General features: G+C 43.4%; 13 protein-coding genes. 2 read left to right on the top strand and 11 right to left on the bottom strand.

From position 1 onward, the window contains the following. Positions 1 to 30: 30 nt before the first annotated feature. The 3 genes from WD019_RS00140 to WD019_RS00130 all read right to left on the bottom strand — a co-directional run bounded on the left by WD019_RS00140 (position 31) and on the right by WD019_RS00130 (position 3,456). Entirely contained in the window at positions 31 to 1,203 is a 1,173-nt protein-coding gene (locus WD019_RS00140; RefSeq protein WP_425710322.1) for a pyridoxal phosphate-dependent aminotransferase, read from the bottom strand. 115 nt (positions 1,204 to 1,318) lie between these two features. After that, the gene (locus WD019_RS00135) at positions 1,319 to 3,004 is read right to left on the bottom strand and encodes an EAL domain-containing protein (protein ID WP_425710321.1); all 1,686 of its coding nucleotides are present in this window, start codon (positions 3,002 to 3,004) and stop codon (positions 1,319 to 1,321) included. A gap of 95 nt (positions 3,005 to 3,099) precedes the next feature. Next, entirely contained in the window at positions 3,100 to 3,456 is a 357-nt protein-coding gene (locus WD019_RS00130; RefSeq protein ID WP_425710320.1) for a YisL family protein, read from the bottom strand. Positions 3,457 to 3,600: 144 nt separating this feature from the next. Between WD019_RS00130 and WD019_RS00125 the strand changes: the two genes are divergently transcribed. Next, on the top strand, positions 3,601 to 4,794 hold the full coding sequence (locus tag WD019_RS00125; protein WP_425710319.1) for an ornithine--oxo-acid transaminase: 1,194 nt from the start codon (positions 3,601 to 3,603) through the stop codon (positions 4,792 to 4,794). 53 nt (positions 4,795 to 4,847) lie between these two features. On the opposite strand, the gene WD019_RS00120 is transcribed toward WD019_RS00125, so the two are convergent. From WD019_RS00120 to WD019_RS00105, 4 genes are all read right to left on the bottom strand, one after another. Further along, entirely contained in the window at positions 4,848 to 5,636 is a 789-nt protein-coding gene (locus tag WD019_RS00120) for an SDR family oxidoreductase (protein WP_425710318.1), read from the bottom strand. 31 nt (positions 5,637 to 5,667) lie between these two features. Beyond that, a complete protein-coding gene (locus WD019_RS00115; protein WP_026676162.1) occupies positions 5,668 to 7,092 on the bottom strand; it encodes an NAD-dependent succinate-semialdehyde dehydrogenase in 1,425 nt (474 codons plus the stop codon). Positions 7,093 to 7,164: 72 nt separating this feature from the next. Beyond that, positions 7,165 to 8,067 carry a fumarylacetoacetate hydrolase family protein gene (locus tag WD019_RS00110; RefSeq protein WP_026676163.1) on the bottom strand — a complete coding sequence of 301 codons (903 nt, stop codon included), beginning with the start codon at positions 8,065 to 8,067 and terminating at the stop codon, positions 7,165 to 7,167. A gap of 22 nt (positions 8,068 to 8,089) precedes the next feature. After that, on the bottom strand, positions 8,090 to 8,380 hold the full coding sequence (locus WD019_RS00105; protein ID WP_026676164.1) for a 4a-hydroxytetrahydrobiopterin dehydratase: 291 nt from the start codon (positions 8,378 to 8,380) through the stop codon (positions 8,090 to 8,092). A 152-nt stretch (positions 8,381 to 8,532) separates the two neighbouring features. On the opposite strand from WD019_RS00105, the gene WD019_RS00100 reads away from it, so the two are divergent. Next, a complete protein-coding gene (locus tag WD019_RS00100) occupies positions 8,533 to 10,302 on the top strand; it encodes a B12-binding domain-containing radical SAM protein (RefSeq protein ID WP_425710317.1) in 1,770 nt (589 codons plus the stop codon). Positions 10,303 to 10,319: 17 nt separating this feature from the next. On the opposite strand, the gene WD019_RS00095 is transcribed toward WD019_RS00100, so the two are convergent. The 4 genes from WD019_RS00095 to WD019_RS00080 all read right to left on the bottom strand — a co-directional run bounded on the left by WD019_RS00095 (position 10,320) and on the right by WD019_RS00080 (position 17,156). Then, positions 10,320 to 11,501: an efflux RND transporter periplasmic adaptor subunit gene (locus tag WD019_RS00095; protein ID WP_425710316.1), complete on the bottom strand. Its 1,182-nt coding sequence runs from the start codon at positions 11,499 to 11,501 to the stop codon at positions 10,320 to 10,322. A 15-nt stretch (positions 11,502 to 11,516) separates the two neighbouring features. Next, positions 11,517 to 12,188 (bottom strand): hypothetical protein, encoded by a 672-nt coding sequence (locus WD019_RS00090; protein WP_425710315.1) that lies wholly within the window; start codon positions 12,186 to 12,188, stop codon positions 11,517 to 11,519. Between the two features lie 385 nt (positions 12,189 to 12,573). Further along, complete coding sequence (locus tag WD019_RS00085; protein WP_425710314.1) at positions 12,574 to 15,978, bottom strand: SbcC/MukB-like Walker B domain-containing protein; 3,405 nt, start codon at positions 15,976 to 15,978, stop codon at positions 12,574 to 12,576. Continuing rightward, complete coding sequence (locus WD019_RS00080; protein ID WP_026676169.1) at positions 15,975 to 17,156, bottom strand: exonuclease SbcCD subunit D; 1,182 nt, start codon at positions 17,154 to 17,156, stop codon at positions 15,975 to 15,977. The genes WD019_RS00085 and WD019_RS00080 overlap by 4 nt, the downstream gene beginning before the upstream one ends. Between the last annotated feature and the right edge of the window lie 3 nt (positions 17,157 to 17,159).

Here is a 17,159-nt window from a genome sequence, read left to right as displayed (position 1 = left end):
CAGGCAAATCATGATCTGTCAATTATTTTTTTAAAAAAGGTTAAGCTTTGCCATCCGATTGGCCGCTTCAACTAAACGATCTTCGCCGCATAAAAGACCGACGCGGACATATCCTTCTCCACTTTTCCCAAACCCAATTCCCGGTGCGACGACGACATGGGCTTTTTCCAATAGCAAGTCGGCAAAGCTTTCCGAAGTATACCCATCCGGAACAGGCAGCCAGCAAAAGAAGGACCCTTTTGGTGCTTCAACCTTCCAACCGACTTCATTCAAGCGGTGGATAAAAGCGTTTCTGCGGCTTTCATATGTTGCGACGAGCTCCGTGACGCAATCCTGCGGTCCTAACAACGCAGTTGCCGCCGCTTCCTGTACGGCGCCAAACAAGCTGACATAAAAATGGTCTTGAATGAGATTGATGCTCTTAATGACGCTTTCGTTTCCGACCGCAAAACCGACACGCCAGCCCGCCATGTTATACGTTTTACTCAATGTGTAAATTTCGATGCCAACCTCTTTTGCCCCCTGAATTTCGAGGAAGCTGACCGGTTTTTTTCCGTCAAAACCAATTGCCCCATAGGCAAAATCGTGAACGACAAGAATATCATTTTCTTTAGCGAGATGAATCGTTTCCTCGAAAAATTCTTTCGTCGCAACCGCCGCCGTCGGGTTGTTCGGATAGTTTAAAAACATTAATTTTGCTTTGTCTAATACGTCTTTTTCGATTTCGTTGTAATCAGGCAAAAATTGATTTTCTTCTTTTAGAGGCATCATGGCCATTTCCGCTCTTGCCATCGCAATCCCTGACCAATAATCCGGATAGCCCGGATCAGGAACGAGTGCGATGTCCCCTGGATTTAAAAAACATTGAGAAATTTCGACGAGTCCAACTTTTCCGCCAAACAGGATGGCGACTTCTCTTTTCGGATCAATTTCCACTCCATATTCGCGTTTATAAAAGGATGCCACTGCTTCCTTTAAAAAATCATAGCCGGTAAAAGGGGGGTATTTATGATAGGCCGGATTTACCGCCGCTTCTTGCAATGCGGCAACAATATGCGCCGGCGTCGGCTGGTCCGGATTTCCTTGCCCGAGATTAATGACATCATGCCCTTGTTCGATTATTCTCGCAACTTTCTGAACAAGTTTTGCAAAAAATTGATCAGGAAGCTGATTTAATACGTCCGCTTGTTCAAACTGTTTCAACCATGCCACATCCTATCAATAAAAGTCCATAAATTCTAATGAATAATGGTATATCTAAAAATCGAAATTGTCAAAGAAGAAAAACCGAAGTGGATTTCATCCGACTTCGGTTTTCCTATTTCGCTATGGGAAATAACAGTTCCGCTTCCCGACTTGGCACAGGCTTGCTGATCAAGTACCCTTGTGCAAGCTCACAGCCGTATTGCCGCAGAAGGTTCATTTGATCTTCTTTTTCGATTCCTTCTGCAAGCGGAATGACGGATAGGCCTTTGCACATCGTAATGATCGCCTGGACGATTGATGCATCGGATGAATCGAAGCTTGCAGATGATAGATTCCGAATAAACGAGCGATCAATTTTTAATATATCGATCGGGAAATCCTTCAAATAGCTAAGGGAACTATATCCCGTTCCAAAGTCATCAACAGAAAGCTTTACTCCCAACAGCTTTAATTCCTTCATAATCGCCAGGCTGTATTGAACGTTTTCGATCATAATGCTTTCCGTTAATTCAAGATGCAAGTATTGCGGTTCAATCCCTGTTCGCAATATGGCGTCCCTTACTTGATAGACGAATTCCCTGTTTTGAAATTGCCGGCCTGATACATTGACTGAAATAGAAATGTTTGTCACGCCTAATTTATTCCATTTTTTTAATTGGTTACAAGCTGTATATAATACCCATTTTCCGATCGGTTCAATTAAACCCGTTTCTTCCGCAAGCGGGATAAATTGTGCAGGAGATACTAGTCCGAGCTTCGGATGGTTCCAGCGGACGAGCGCTTCAAACGCAATCAGTGATCCGTCATCAAGAAACACTTGCGGCTGGTAGAACAATTCCAATTCATTTTTTGGAATCGCTTTTCGCAAATCACGCTCCATTTCAATTCGTTTAACGATGAAATCATTCATTTCACCTTCATAAAATTCTAATCCGTCTCTTCCACGTTGTTTTGCCCGGTGAAGGGCGATATCGGCATTTTTAATTAACGTTTCTACCGCCGCCCCATCTTCAGGGTACATGCTGATTCCGATCGATGCTGTCATTAAAAACTCTTGCCCGTTAAATAAATAAGGCGTTTTCAACGACTTTGTAAAATTTGTGACAAGTTCGCTAATCTCTTGAATGTCCGAAACATTTTCAACGATAAGAGTGAACTCGTCACCGGTAAAACGGCAAAGAGTCCCCCTTCCGCCAATTCCTTCTAGAAGCCGGTTTGATAAAAATTGTAAAATTTGATCCCCGATTTGATGTCCGAGACTTTCATTAATCCATTTAAATTGATCGATATCGATAAAAATAACAGCGAGCTTTTCTTTGCTTCCCATTGCTTTTTCAATCGCTTTTGAAAGCCTTTTTTCAAACGATATGCGATTGGGCAGGCCCGTCAATGGATCATAGCAAGCCAATTGGGTGATTTTTTTCTCATATTCCCTTTGCCTCGTTATGTTTTTGCTAATAAAATATATGCCTATTACATTTTCATCAATGATGATCGGGATCGTTATTAAACAAAAATCAAATGTTTCCCCGCTTTTGTGAATCATCTTAGCAGGACTCTGCCCGCTTTTGCCATCAAACGTTTCTTTGATCAGCAACTCGACATCATTTTTATATTCGCAAGCAATATAATTTATGATATTTGTATGAATAACTTCATCGATCCCATATCCAAGGGCCTTTGAAAGGGCTTGATTGACACTTGTAATTTGTCCTGAAAAATCGAGCGAAAAAATTAAGTCTGGATGTTGTTCAAATAGTAATTTATACATTTGCTCTCTATTTTTCGTTTCCATCATACACCTCAATTGTAAAAAACATTTTTACCTTTATATCGTCACCAATGCAGAATTTGTTAATAAAAATAGCCGTCTTTTAAAAAGACGGCTTCAATTTAATAAATGATGAAATAACCATAATAAAAGACGAGAAGGATTGAGAGAAAAAATAACACCCAGTATCGAATCTTCGAATCCCTTTTTTGAGTTCGAATGATGATCATTTCCATTAACGAAACGACAATCAGGCCAAGAATCGCTTTCACATAAATTGGACCTGTATTGACAACTCCAGGTGTTGTCACCCACTTCACAATAAGAATCACGCCTGAGGCGATGACCAATATGTAGATTACTCTTAAAATCATATGGGCGATGTTCGAAGCTTTCGGAATCCCTCTTTTATATAAAAAATAGGTGATGACAAAAAGAATGAGGGACAGCGCCCATGTAGCAACATGCAATTGAAGCATTTTTTTCCTCCTGCGTATGTATAAAAATCTCAATTCTACTATATCACGAAATCGCAGCATTTTCGAAAGCTCATTTTTTGTAAAAAATTTCTTTACCTTGGCATACTAATAAAGGTTGAAAAATCTTAAATGGGAGTGTGAAGCATGAAAAAAACGGAAGCCATTATTTCGAAAACGGAAGAATTCGGCGCAAAAAACTATCATCCATTGCCAATCGTTATTTCTACAGGTGAAGGGGTCTGGGTGACGGATCCTGAAGGGAACAGATATATGGATATGTTAAGCGCCTATTCGGCTGTCAACCAGGGGCACCGCCACCCGAAAATCATTGCTGCATTAAAAGAGCAGGCTGATCGGATTACGTTGACGAGCCGCGCCTTTCATAATGACCAGCTCGGAGATTTTTACGAAAAAGTGTGCCAATTAACGAAAAAAGACATGGTTCTTCCAATGAATACTGGAGCCGAAGCGGTTGAGACGGCCTTTAAAGCGGTCAGGCGGTGGGGTTATGAGGTGAAGGGAATCCCCGCAAACCAGGCGGAAGTTATCGTTTTTGAAGGAAACTTTCACGGCCGGACGATGACGGCTGTGTCGATGTCGTCTGACCCTGAGTACCAGCGCGGATTTGGCCCGATGCTCCCTGGAATTAAGCAAGTGCCGTATGGCGATCTGGATGCCTTAAAAAACGCAATGACAGCAAATACGGCAGCTATTATTATTGAACCCATTCAAGGCGAGGCAGGAATCGTTATCCCGCCAACAGGCTTTTTAAAGGCAGCTTATGACTATTGCAAAGAAAACAACGTATTGTTTGTCGCGGACGAAATTCAATCAGGGCTTGCCCGATCAGGTAAAATGTTTGCCTGTGATTGGGAAGAAGTCGTCCCGGATGTCTATATACTTGGCAAGGCGCTCGGCGGCGGAGTAATGCCGATTTCGTGCGTCGCTGCAAATAAAGATATTTTAGGGGTCTTTAATCCTGGTTCGCACGGTTCGACATTTGGCGGAAACCCTTTAGCCTGTGCCGTCTCGGTTGCTTCACTGGATGTGTTGATCGATGAAAAGCTTGCCGATCGCTCTCTTCAATTAGGAGAATACTTCCTTGAAAGACTGAAAGAGATCAATAATCCTGCCATTAAGGAAGTGCGCGGCCGCGGCTTATTTATCGGGGTTGAACTAAACGAGGCAGCCCGTCCATATTGTGAACGTTTAAAGGAAAAAGGCTTGCTTTGTAAGGAAACACACGAAAACGTCATTCGTTTCGCCCCGCCTCTTATTATTTCTGAAGAAGATCTGAACTGGGCAATTGAACGTATTAAGAAAGTTCTATCAGCATAATCGGATTCCATAAGAACAAAAAAACGAAGCGGTATTCGCTTCGTTTTTTAGTGTTAAAAAGCTTTAACCATCCCGCCGTCGATCAAAAAAGCCTGTCCGGTCACATACGTATTGGCCTCGGAGCCTAAGAAAACGATAACACGGGCAAACTCTTCCGGCGTTCCGTAACGGCCAAGCGGGATCGTTTGTTCCAGTTCGTTCTTTACGTCCTCTACACTTATCCCTTTTTTCCCGGCAATCACCTGATCCAATTCCTTAATTCGATCGGTTCCGATTCTGCCAGGACCGATTGTATTAATTAAAATTTGATCTTTCGCCAGCTCCTGGGACAAACTTTTCGCCAATCCCATAATTGCCGTACGAAATGTATTGGATAAAATCAAGCCGTCAATTGGTTGCTTAAATGAAGACGATGCGATGTTGACAATCCGTCCTCCTCCGTTTTTCCGCATATGCGGCAACACTTCCCTCACCGCGCGGATCATGCTTTGCAATGTAAGTTGGAAGGCATATTCCCACTCTTCATCGCCAAAGTCATCGAAAGTCCCTGCCGGCGGTCCGCCCGCATTATTAATTAACACATCGACGTTTCCGAAGGCGTCAACTGTTTTTTGAACAAGGTTTTTGATATCTTCTTTTTTGGTGATGTCACATACTTCATATTCAATGCGGCTTCCGGTTTTTTCTTTGATTTCTTTCGCCGTCGCTTTTAACGTTTCCCCATCCCGGCCTGTAATCATGACCCTGGCGCCTTCTTCGGCAAATTTCATCGCCGTCGCTTTCCCAAGCCCCTTGCTGGATGCAAGGACTAGCACTGCTTTATTTGTTAAGCCTAGGTCCATGTGTATTCCCCTCTCTTAAGTAAAACTCGTTTTAAATGCCGATGCTGACAAATTTCGTTTCGAGGTACGCCTCCATCCCCTCTGTTCCTCCTTCGCGGCCGATTCCGCTTTCTTTCATGCCGCCAAAAGGCCCTTGAGCGGTTGATGGCATTCCGTCATTCCAACCGACAATCCCGTATTCAAGCCCTTCAACAACTCTCGTCCCGCGCGTCAAACTTTCGGTAAACACGTAAGCAGCTAAGCCGAATGGGCTGGAATTCGAAAGCTGGATCCCTTCTTCATCCGATGAGATTTTATGGACGGGGACAACCGGCCCGAACGTTTCCTCATTCATAATGAGCATGTCCTGTGTGACGTCTTTAATGACCGTCGGTTCATAGAAATAGGCGTTTCCTTTTTCAATGCCTTTTCCGCCAAGCACGATTTTCGCTCCGTTCTTTTCAGCATCCTCAACTTGTTTGACAATTTTTTCATAGCCATCTTTATTGATGATCGGACCGATGTCGACCCCATCTTCCATTCCGTTGCCGACTTTTAGCTTGCTTGTTTTTTCAACGAGCATATCGACGAATCGTTCATAAATCTGTTCATGGGCATAAACCCTGTTCACACAAATGCAAGTTTGGCCCGCATTTCGAAATTTCGAAGCAACGATTCCCTCGACTGCTTTTTCAAGATCGGCATCATCGAGAACGATAGCAGGTGCGTGGCCGCCGAGCTCCATCGAAACTTTTTTGACCGTTTTTGCGCTTTGTTCAATTAATAACTTTCCTACGACAGTTGATCCTGTAAACGTCATTTTGCGGACTTTTTCATTTTCCATCAGTTCTCCGGCAATTTCTTTCGGGTCACCTGTCACAAGATTGATGACACCTTTAGGGAATCCCGCCTTTTCACTTAATTCAACGAGCTTGACGGCGGATAACGGCGTATCTTCCGGCGGCTTAACGATGAACGTGCATCCTGCAGCCAGTGCCGGAGCCATCTTTCTTGTAATCATCGCGGCCGGAAAATTCCATGGCGTAATTGCCGCAACAACGCCAACAGGCTGCTTGATGACTTGCAGCCTTTTATTTTGCGCGCTTGCCGGGATTGTCCTGCCATATATCCGTTTTGCTTCTTCGGCATACCATCTAATGAAGGAAGCAGCATAATCGACTTCACCGCGCGACTCTTTCAACGGCTTTCCCATTTCGAGTGTCATGAGTTTGGCGATTTCTTCTTTTTCCTCCATCATTAAATCATAAAGCTTCATCAAATACTCCGCACGATCATAGGCGGTTAATTTTGACCAGGAAGGAAAAGCGCGGTGGGCCGCTTCGATTGCCGCCACCGTTTCTTTCGTGCCTGCCTTTGCCACCGTTCCAATTCGTTCACCAGTTGCAGGGTTATGTACTTCCATCTTGTCAAGCTCGTGGCCTGTCCATTCGCCGTTAATAAAAAGAACTTTATCCATGTGTTAGCCCTCCCTTATGATGTATATCCTTATTTCTCTACCATTTGCCGCTTTTCGGTATTCGAAACATCATTAGTATACTTCATTACGTAGGGTCCCAATTCCTTCAACCGTAATTTCAATCAAATCTCCCGTTTTCAAAAATTTGGGCGGATTGAATCCTTTACCGACTCCTGCCGGGGTTCCGGTTGCGATAATGTCGCCTGGCTCTAATGTCATTCCTTTTGAAATGGTAGAGATGATTTCAGGGATCGAGAAAATGAAATCTTTCGTATTTGCCCGCTGGCGAATTTCACCGTTAACTTTTGTTTCTATAGCGAGTGACTCCGGGTTTTGAATGGCAGATCGATGGACAAGATACGGACCCATAGGACAGCTTGAATCGAGGCTTTTTCCGAGGAAAAATTGTTTATGGCGCGCCTGAAGGTCACGTGCCGTCACATCATTAATGATCGTATAGCCGAACACATAATCATATGCTTCCTCAGCCGGGATTCCAATTCCTCTCTTCCCGATGACGACCGCCAGTTCCCCTTCGTAATCCAACTCACTTGTCACATCAGAATGTGCGAGTATTCGTTCCTGATGGCCGATAACGGTTGTCGGCGCCTTCGTAAACATCATAATATGTTTCGGAATATCGTCTATGCTCCCCATTTCAATCGCATGGTCTTTGTAATTTTTACCAACACATAAAATATTTTTTCTTGGGGAAGGAATCGGTGCAAGAAGACAAAGATCCGGGTGGCTAATATCGTATGTAAAACGATGAGGGTCACCGCTTCTTAACTTTTCCAACAATACGTTCGTAGCATGAAGAAAGTCTTCTCCGCGTTCAATCCCTTCCAGCAAACTTTCCGGATAGCCGATTTTCATTTCACTGGCAGCAAGCGAGAGGTTATACACTTTTTTTACACCTTCGTCCATCATACCGATAAATCTCTCGCCGCCTAAACTAGCCGTTACAAATCTCATCTTCTCCCTCCCACTATACACATTAAAGTTTCTTAAACGCTTCATCATAAAGTTTGGCCATTTTAAAATCCAATTCAGTAAGGCCGCTTACATCCTTCGTCGTCAATTTAATCGTCACACGCTTATAATCAATCGTTATGACGGGATGATGGTTGAATGATTCAGAAAGTTGGCCGATTTCCTCGGCAAATTGAATGCCTTTTAAGTATTCTTCAAAACGATACTCTTTCACAAGCCATTTTCCGCCGGTTAACTTCCAATCTTGATGCTTGTTTAATTGTTTTTCAATGTCTTGACTATTCAATCGTTCCAAAATAAATCACCCTGCCCTTCTCCTTCTTATTCCCATGATACCTTTCGATAAAACGATTCGTCAAAAAATGTACATGCATTTTTATAAAAGGCTCTTGATGTGCTAAAATAATATGTCCACTTTTTTTACTAACATAGATTTGAGGGATCGAAATGAACATTGTAGTGAGCACATTCAATGCGAAATATATTCATACATGTCTTGCACTCCGATATTTAAAAGCCTATAGCGCTCCTGAGTTCGATGTTAAAATGGCGGAATATACGATTAAAGATCCAGCCATTAACATCGTCACCGACCTGTATTCGAAACGCGCGGATGTCATCGGCTTCAGCTGTTACATTTGGAATATTGAAGAAACGATTAAAGTGATTCAAATGTTGAAAAAAATCCAGCCCGAATTAACAATTGTCCTCGGTGGCCCGGAAGTGTCGTATGATGTTGCCTATTGGCTTAAGCGCATACCTGAGGTAGACTTCATAGTTGTGAATGAAGGCGAAATGACCTTTAAGCATTTTTTAACCGAGCATTTTGGCAAGCGGCGTTACGAAGAAGTCAACGGTTTAGCATGGCGCAAAGAAGGGGAGGCGATCATTAATCCCCCGCGCGAAAAGCTCGATTTAAAAACCGTTCCAAGCCCATTCCGCTTCGAAGAAGACGTCAAGCAATTATCGAAGCGAGTGACGTATTTTGAGACGTCCAGAGGCTGTCCCTATTCGTGCGCATTTTGCCTTTCGTCCATCGAAGTCGGCGTTCGTTACTTCGACATTCAAAAAGTGAAGGAAGACCTTATCTTTTTAATGGACAATGGGGCGAAAACGATTAAGTTTGTTGACCGTACGTTTAATATAAGACGAGATTATGCCCTTGAAATGTTTCAATTTTTAATCGAAAACCGCCGCCCCGGCGTTGTTTTTCAATTCGAAATTACGGCTGACATAATGCGCCCGGAAGTCATCGCTTATTTAAATGAGCATGCGCCGAAAGGATTGTTCCGTTTTGAAATTGGTGTACAATCGACCAACGATCATGTGAACGAACTTGTCCAACGCAGGCAAAATTTTAAAAAACTCTCACGAACCGTTTTAACCGTCAAGAAAGGTGGAAAAATCGCCCAGCATTTAGATCTAATTGCCGGACTGCCGGAAGAAGATTATCAATCCTTTAAGAAGACGTTCAATGATGTTTTCGCTTTTGGTGTCGAAGAAGTCCAGCTCGGATTCTTAAAAATGCTGCGCGGAACGGGATTGCGCTTAACTGCCGACCGCCACGATTACGTGTATATGGATCATTCGCCATATGAAATTTTAGGAAATAATGTGTTAAGCTTTGACGATATCATTAAAATTAAACAAGTCGAAGATGTCCTTGAGAAATATTGGAATGACCATCGCATGGATGCCACGATCCAATATTTAATCAAGCATGTATTCGACTCACCTTTTGACTTTTTCCAGGAATTCGGCGCTTTCTGGGAAAGAAATGGATGGTCCCGCATCGGTCATCAACTTGAAGATTTATTTACCCGTTTACGCAAGTTTTTAATCAACCGCGGCATAAGTCAAATGGATATTGTGGAGAATTTGATGAAATATGATTATTTTATCCGGCAAAAACATAAGCCGAATAAATCGTGGTGGAGCGAATCACTTTCAAAAGAAGAAGTTGCAGCCTATCGAAAAGTGCTGGCAGATGCGCCGGAAATTGTATCGGAGGCGTTTAAAGAAAACGGGCTGGCCGAAAAAGATTTAATCAAGCATACGATTATCAACTCTGTTCCTTTTGATCTCGATCACTATGTCAATACAGGCGAATTAGTAAGAACTCCTGTTTTGTCGATTTTTTACTATCATCCGAAAAAGCATGAAGCCTATCATTATTCCGTGCCATTAAAGAAGCTTAATACCAATTTATCCGCTTAAATAAAGGAAACCGCAGCTCACTTATCGGGCTGCGGTTGATTGTTTCGGGCATCTTTTTTCGGCTTTGTTGTTTTCTTCTTGCTTTCATTTTCTTTAACCGGGGTGTTTTCGCGCATATACTTCGTCGGGCTCTCGACGATCTTTTCCCCTACTTTGACACCCGTCTTTAATTCGACGAACTTCCCTTCTTTTAACCCCGTCGTCACATTTCGTTTATCTACATATCCATTATTTAGAGCCAGCACATACGATTTCCCGCCTTCTTTCAAAATCGCTTTTTCAGGCACAACGAGCGCCCCTTCTCTAACCGTCACATCCATTGTCAACTGAAGGCGCTGCCCGTTCTTAATGTCCGCTTTCTTTGTTTGATCTAGCTGGATGTAAAACGGGTAGATCATGCTGGCCTTTTTTTGTTCAGGTGGCAAAATCGATGCAACCGTCCCTTTTTCATTTAAATTGTCGCCAAGTGGTGAAGTGATGATTACTTTTTGGCCATTTTGGACAAACAAAGCCTCTTCCTCGGATAATGCTCCTTTTACTTGATAGGATTCGGAAATGATTTCAACTAGCGGCCTGTCCGAACGGCTGCCGGCCGGGTAATTAACGCGTTTAACGACACCCCCGACCTTGCTTTTCACCGTAAGTTCTTCTTTTTTCTTTTCAAGGAGCGAGATTTGGCTTTCAAGTTGCTCTGATTTTGTCCGCGCCAACTCTTCTTTCATTTCCGCTTCCGTTTTCTTTTGCTTCAAAAGCAGCTCATCTTTCTTATCTTTTTCCTTTTTGTCTCCCGAAATGGATCCATTTTGATCCAAATTAAGATTTGCCTGCATATCTTTATAATATTTTTCTTTCACTTTGCTCTCTTCATTTTGCTCTTTAAGTTTCTCTATTTTCTGTTCGAGATCAGGATTCGTGTAGGCAACGAGGGAGGCTCCGGCAGTAACTTTGTCGCCTGGCTTCACGAGAATTTCCTTCAAAAGCCCCCGCTGCGGTTCATAATAGATCGATTCATTTTCCGCTGGAATGACCCAGCCTGTCGTTTTTATTTCTTTCCTTATCGGTTTTTTCATTACTTGTATCGCTTTTATGCGATTCGCTTCAACGGCTGCGGTCTTGTCTTTTGTTGTCATCCAGAAATTGATCGAGAGTAAAAGAACACAAATGGCTCCAATTCCTATCCATTTCCATTTTCTAGTCATAACGTACCCCCGAGATTAAGAAATTTGCCCATTGGATAGCGCTGCAAAGAGTGAGGAAATGAGCACATACCCACCATAAATTGTAAAAAGAACAGTTAAAACATAACGTTTCGATTTAAAGCTCATCCACCTTAATGCGATATATGTCACATAGATTCCCCATATAAGAAAAATAGTCAATGATCCGAACAATGCATTGATAAACGCATTCTCAGTAAAAAAATGCGAAAGAATACCGAGTCCAAGTGGCGACATGACCTCATTTGTTTTTGTGACCGCCATAAAAGGCAATTTAAAGACATTTGCAACGATAAAAATAGAGTAGACGACTGATTGAATATAAAACAGCTTTTTAAATCCGATTTCTCGAAAAAAGAAAAGAAAGAGAAGTGTTATGGCCGTTATATAGAAAATTGGCAATAAAAAGCCGACAATCGTTCCGCCTAACGCCAGAAATAAATGCAATGCGTCTTTTTGTCCATTTGTTATCTTGACATGCTCCATCATAGGCAACTGTAAAAAAGATTCAAAGCTTATGTAGTACGCGATGCCTGTAACGACTGCATTCACCGCGAGCAATACTGTAAATTGCAATAAAAACCCTTTCACGGCCGTCACTTGCCTGAAAAACTCAAAATAGGTTGATGGTTGAAGGATCCCCTTCATAAATCTGATTTCGCCTGTCATCCCAATCCCTCCACAATGGCGAAAGCTCCGGGAAAGTTTTCTTGAGCTTTATCTTTTTTCTTTTTCTACTAATTCCCCTTCTTTCTTCCATACTATCATAAATGAATAACGGTTTAATATAGAAAAAAGTGATGCATAATGATCGCATCACTTTTTTCTTATAGTACATGTTCAAAAAGGAGGACAAACAGGGCCAAGACGTTCAAGGAAGGGCAGTCTCCGAGCCCCGGAACGACGAGCGATTTTCGACGCTGATTCACTGCGGGTTGCACCGGGGAAGCCTACTTTTAGAGCAATGCTCGTAGACACAGGTGATAGGTCCTTTTAATACATGAGGAACGCAGAAATTCGCCTGCAATGTTTCCCGTACTTTTTGAACAACCTCTTATAGAATCTCAAGCTTGACAGAGCTCCCTGCGCCTGCCAGATCTGCCGGCCGGACGATTAGCCTTCGCGTCAGCCTTGCCTGCAGCTCAGGGACGTGGGAAATGACACCGACGGAGAAGGAGTCAATGCGTAACTTTTCAAGTGCCGTTACAACCGTGTCAAGCAGTTCTTGATCGAGCGTTCCGAATCCTTCGTCCAAAAAGAAAAATTCTAGCGGATATTTTCCACGCAATTGAATTTGGGCCGATAATGATAAGGCAAGGGCGAGTGATGTAAGAAATGTTTCTCCGCCGGAGAGAGAGGATACCGGTCGCCTCACTCCTCCGTTTGCGTCATCGCGAATAATGAATCCATTTGCTGAATCGACTTCGATCGCATACCTGCCGCGCGTTAATTGACCGAGCCGGTTAGAGGCATCTTTGCTGACCTGGATTAACTGTTCTTCAGCGACAAATTCTACGAAGCTATTTCCACGAAAAACCGTTTGTAGCTTTCCAAGATTTTCAGCTAAACGTTCCACTTCTTTTCGTTTTTCTTCAAGCGCCTTATACCTCTGGTGGTTAGCTTTTACAGATTCATAAAACTGTTTGGCTTCTCCCAGTTGCTGGATGAGTCTATTTGCTTCCGCCTTCGCCTGCTCCCGTTCCGCTCGTAGTTGTTCCCATTCAGCGGCCGAAATTAGTTTATCTTTTACGACCGATACTAACTTTTCTTTTTCAATCGTCCATTGGTTCAATTTTTCCTGAAATTCTTCGATTTCCTTTTGCCATTTCAGCTGCACTTCTTCTTTGCTTAAATGGGCCATCATGTCTTCAACTGATGTAAATGGAGATTGCCCGCTTTTCGCTTTCCATAATTGCTCTGCCTTTAAAGAGCGTTTTTTCGTTTCTTCGAGCAAGTCATGTGCGGAGTGGTATTCTTTATCTTTCGCAATAAAGTAAGCCTCGGCTTTCCTTCGGTCTTCTTCCGTTTGCTGAACACGCTTCGTTAATAATGCTAGCTTTTGCCTCGTGCTTGCCAGCAAGTCATCAAGGTCAGACTCGCCTACCATTTCTTTTAACCGAATATCCTGTTCCTTTACATCTCTTAAAACATTGTTGTAGTCCGTTTGTAAACGGATCATTTCACGTTCATTTTTATTTAACTCTTCATTTAAGGAAACGAGTTTTTTTTCCTCTTGCTCGATAAATTGGACGGCGATTTGCAGACTTTTTTCAATTTCTTCACGCCTCTCGTCCATTTTTTTCAAACGTTCCCGCTCTGTTTTGATTGATTCTAGCTGATATTCGGGGTATTTTTCGTTCCATTCATCCCGCTTTTTTTCCCATTCTTCTTCGAGCATATGAAACTTCCTTTTCGCTGTTTCTTTATCAAGTTCTAACGAATCGAGATGGGAAAGTAGAATCGAATATTCATTCTTCACGTTTGCAAAGGTTGTTTGTACTGCTTTTACCTGTTCGGTTAACTGAATGCGGTCTTGATTGTAACCTTTCACCTTTAGATGCAGTCCATTTACACGTTCTTTCAGTTTCTCTAACTCTTTTATTTCCATGACCGGCGCTTGAGAATTTGTGCTTTGGGCCGCTGCGGTTTCAGGCGTAATTTCGATGAGCGTATAAAGATCATCGGATAGTCGTTCTAGATGAATTTTCAGCTGGCTTACTTCATATTTTTGATCGGCTAATTGTTCCTGCAAGCCAGTTGCCTGCTCCATTTCATCGTCTACTTCTCGATGAACCGGCACATTTCCTTGCGGGCCATGATGATCGGTAGAGCCGCAAACCGGGCACGGTTCCCCTTCTCTCAGCTCGTTTGAGAGCGATAGCGCAATTCGCCTCACTTGTTCTTTTTCATGCTCGCGCTTTAGTTCTTCATAATAGTGTTGAAGAGACGTATTGATAAACTCACGCTCTACCTCTGTTTCGCAAACTTCATGATAAAGGGCAAGCGTTTTATTCATTACTTTCTGAATATGTTCTGTCATTTCCAGTTTCGCTGCTTCAAGCGAATCTTTTTTTCTCGAGGCTTCAGCGAACCGTCTTGCTTTTTCTTCATACTCTTTTAGAGCGTCTTCTTTATTGGACCGCAAATTTGTTAAAGCGACCGACTCATCATAGGCGGATGATAGTTTTTCCCTTACAAGAGAAGCTATGGTCACTTTTCCTAATTCGTCTTTTAAAGCGGTTTGTTTCGCTTTCGCTTTTTCCAGGACGCCGGTCGTTTTTTCAAGACGGCTTGAAATCGCCTTCTGTACGTTCTCGCCTTCCTGGATCGATTTATAAAGAAGTTTTGCTTTGTCCTTTTTTACAACAAGCTGATTTGCCAGCTCTTTCGCCTGGTTCAATTGTTCTCTTCTGACAATGAGGTCAGGTTCTTCTTGTTCCTTTTCGCGTCTTGCCCTTGCTTCAGACGTGATGGCCTCATCGAGCTTGCTCTTCGCTAAGCTCGTCTCATCCTTTAACTTGCTTACTTTTTCTTTATAGACAGAAAGCAAGTTTAAAGCGTCGTTCAGTTCATCACCGTACGGTTTCAGCTTATCGGCCATTCGGGCATATTCAAGTTTCCGTCCGATTTCTTCAATCGATTTTCGGTTTTTTTCGAGCATCGCTAACTTCGCTTTTACATTTTCCAATTCAAGCTGGGCTTCGAAAATGATTTTATGTTCCTCATAGGTTTTGTCTAAGTGAAGCAGTTCTTCTTTCTTCTTTTCAACATGGTCTGCGGTTATATCATATGCTTCTTTCGCTCTCTTGAGCGCCTCAAGCGACGCCTCTCCTAATCCCGCCTGTTCAGCGGCTATCGCTTCAAGCTTTCCTTTCGTTTCATCAAGCCGCCGTTTCAGTTTTTTGCCAAGGCTGTCCCCGTATTGTTCGAGCTGAAAAATGCGCTGAAGCATTTGCCTTCGTTCCGCCCCTTTTAAAGACAAAAATTCGGCGAATTTTCCCTGGGGTAAAACAACCGCCCGTGTAAAGTCGTCCAGCGTCAGTCCAAGGATTGATTGAATTTGCTGTGTAACTTCGCGTTCTTTATCCGCATGGACTACAGTTTCGCCATTTGCGATTTCAAGCAGCCGGCATGTGGCAGTACGAATGGTCAGGCTGCCTGTCCGTTTAAAGCTTCGTTCCACCCGGTAGCGAATCTTTTTCGAATCGCTTCCGAGCTCAAATGTAAAAGCGACGGAAAGCTTGTCCTCTCCATGATTCATAATTCCCTGCGTGCCGTTTGCAGCCCTTTCTACTTTTCCGTAAAGAGCGAGAGTGATCGCATCCAAAATGGAAGACTTCCCGCTACCGGTCGGCCCAAAAATCCCGAACACACCGCCTTTTGTTAAGTTTTCAAAATCGATCGTTTGCTCCTTCCGAAAGCTTTGCAAGCCGGAAACTTTTAGCATGATCGGTCTCACATCGCATCACTCCCTTCTTCCTCATTTTCCTCAATGAGTTCAAGAAAAAGAGACAAAAGGGAATCATCCGGGCTTGCCCCGCCCGTTTGCCTTCTGTAAAATTCCTTAAATAACTCATCAATCGGGAGCTTCGATGATGTTGTTGCTCCTTCTTGAATCAACTGTTCTTCAAAGACCGGTTTTATATGGATGATCCCTGAATGCGCTTTGCGAAGACGCTGAATTTCTTCGATCGATAGCGCATCTTTTACATGAATGGAAAGATCGATCCAGGCATTCGAGTACATGCCTTCATCGAGGAGGCGATGGACTTCCTGAAGGCCGCCTTTTGCCGTCCATGTGACAAGCGGCCTGCCGCTTGATAAAGGAATTTCCGTTATAGCCGCTTCCTTCCCTGGTTGTACATCAACCATTGTTACCGATTTCGTCTGGCCAGCTTCTGAGAAACTGTAACAGAGCGGCGAACCTGAATACCGGGCCATTGTCTTTGCCCGCCTTACCTGTTGCGGGCGATGCAAATGGCCGAGCGCCACATATTGGGCAGCGGCGGGCAATGTTTCAGCCGCTACCGTATAAGCGCCTCCGATATGAATCGGACGTTCCGAATCACTTTCTTTACTTCCAGCGACATACAAATGGCTCATCGCCACATTAACATGAGATGGATCAAACTGTTTCGCGATTCTTTCAAAATACGCTCCAACCCATCGATCGTATTCATTTCGCAGCGCCATCTCCTCTTCTGATTCTGACAATAGTTCCTTTAAGCGCGACTCTGATGGATATGGAAGCGCGCAAACATTAAGCATTTCGTCCGTCTGTTCTATTTTGAAGGAATACATTCTGTTTTCCGGCAACCCGACAAGTGTAATCCTTGAGTCATTTGCAAGCGGACTCGATGCGGCTAAGCGATCCGGATGATCGTGATTTCCGCTAATCGCAATGATCGGGCGTTTCCCTTTGTCAGAGAGGCGCGCCATCGTTTCATAAAACAATTGTTCAGCCACGGCCGGCGGATTGACCGTATCATAAACATCCCCTGCCATGAGTATGACATCCGCTTTCTCGCTTTCCGCGATTTGAACGAGCTCGTCCATAAATTGCTGTTGTTCCTCGATTCTGCTCCGCCCTTCCAGCGTCCGCCCTAAATGCCAGTCGGCCGTATGGAGAATACGCATATA

This window comes from Fictibacillus sp. Mic-4 (genome assembly GCF_049843615.1).
GTDB lineage: Bacteria > Bacillota > Bacilli > Bacillales > Fictibacillaceae > Fictibacillus_A > Fictibacillus_A gelatini.
This window is presented reverse-complemented; position numbering and strand designations above follow the sequence as displayed.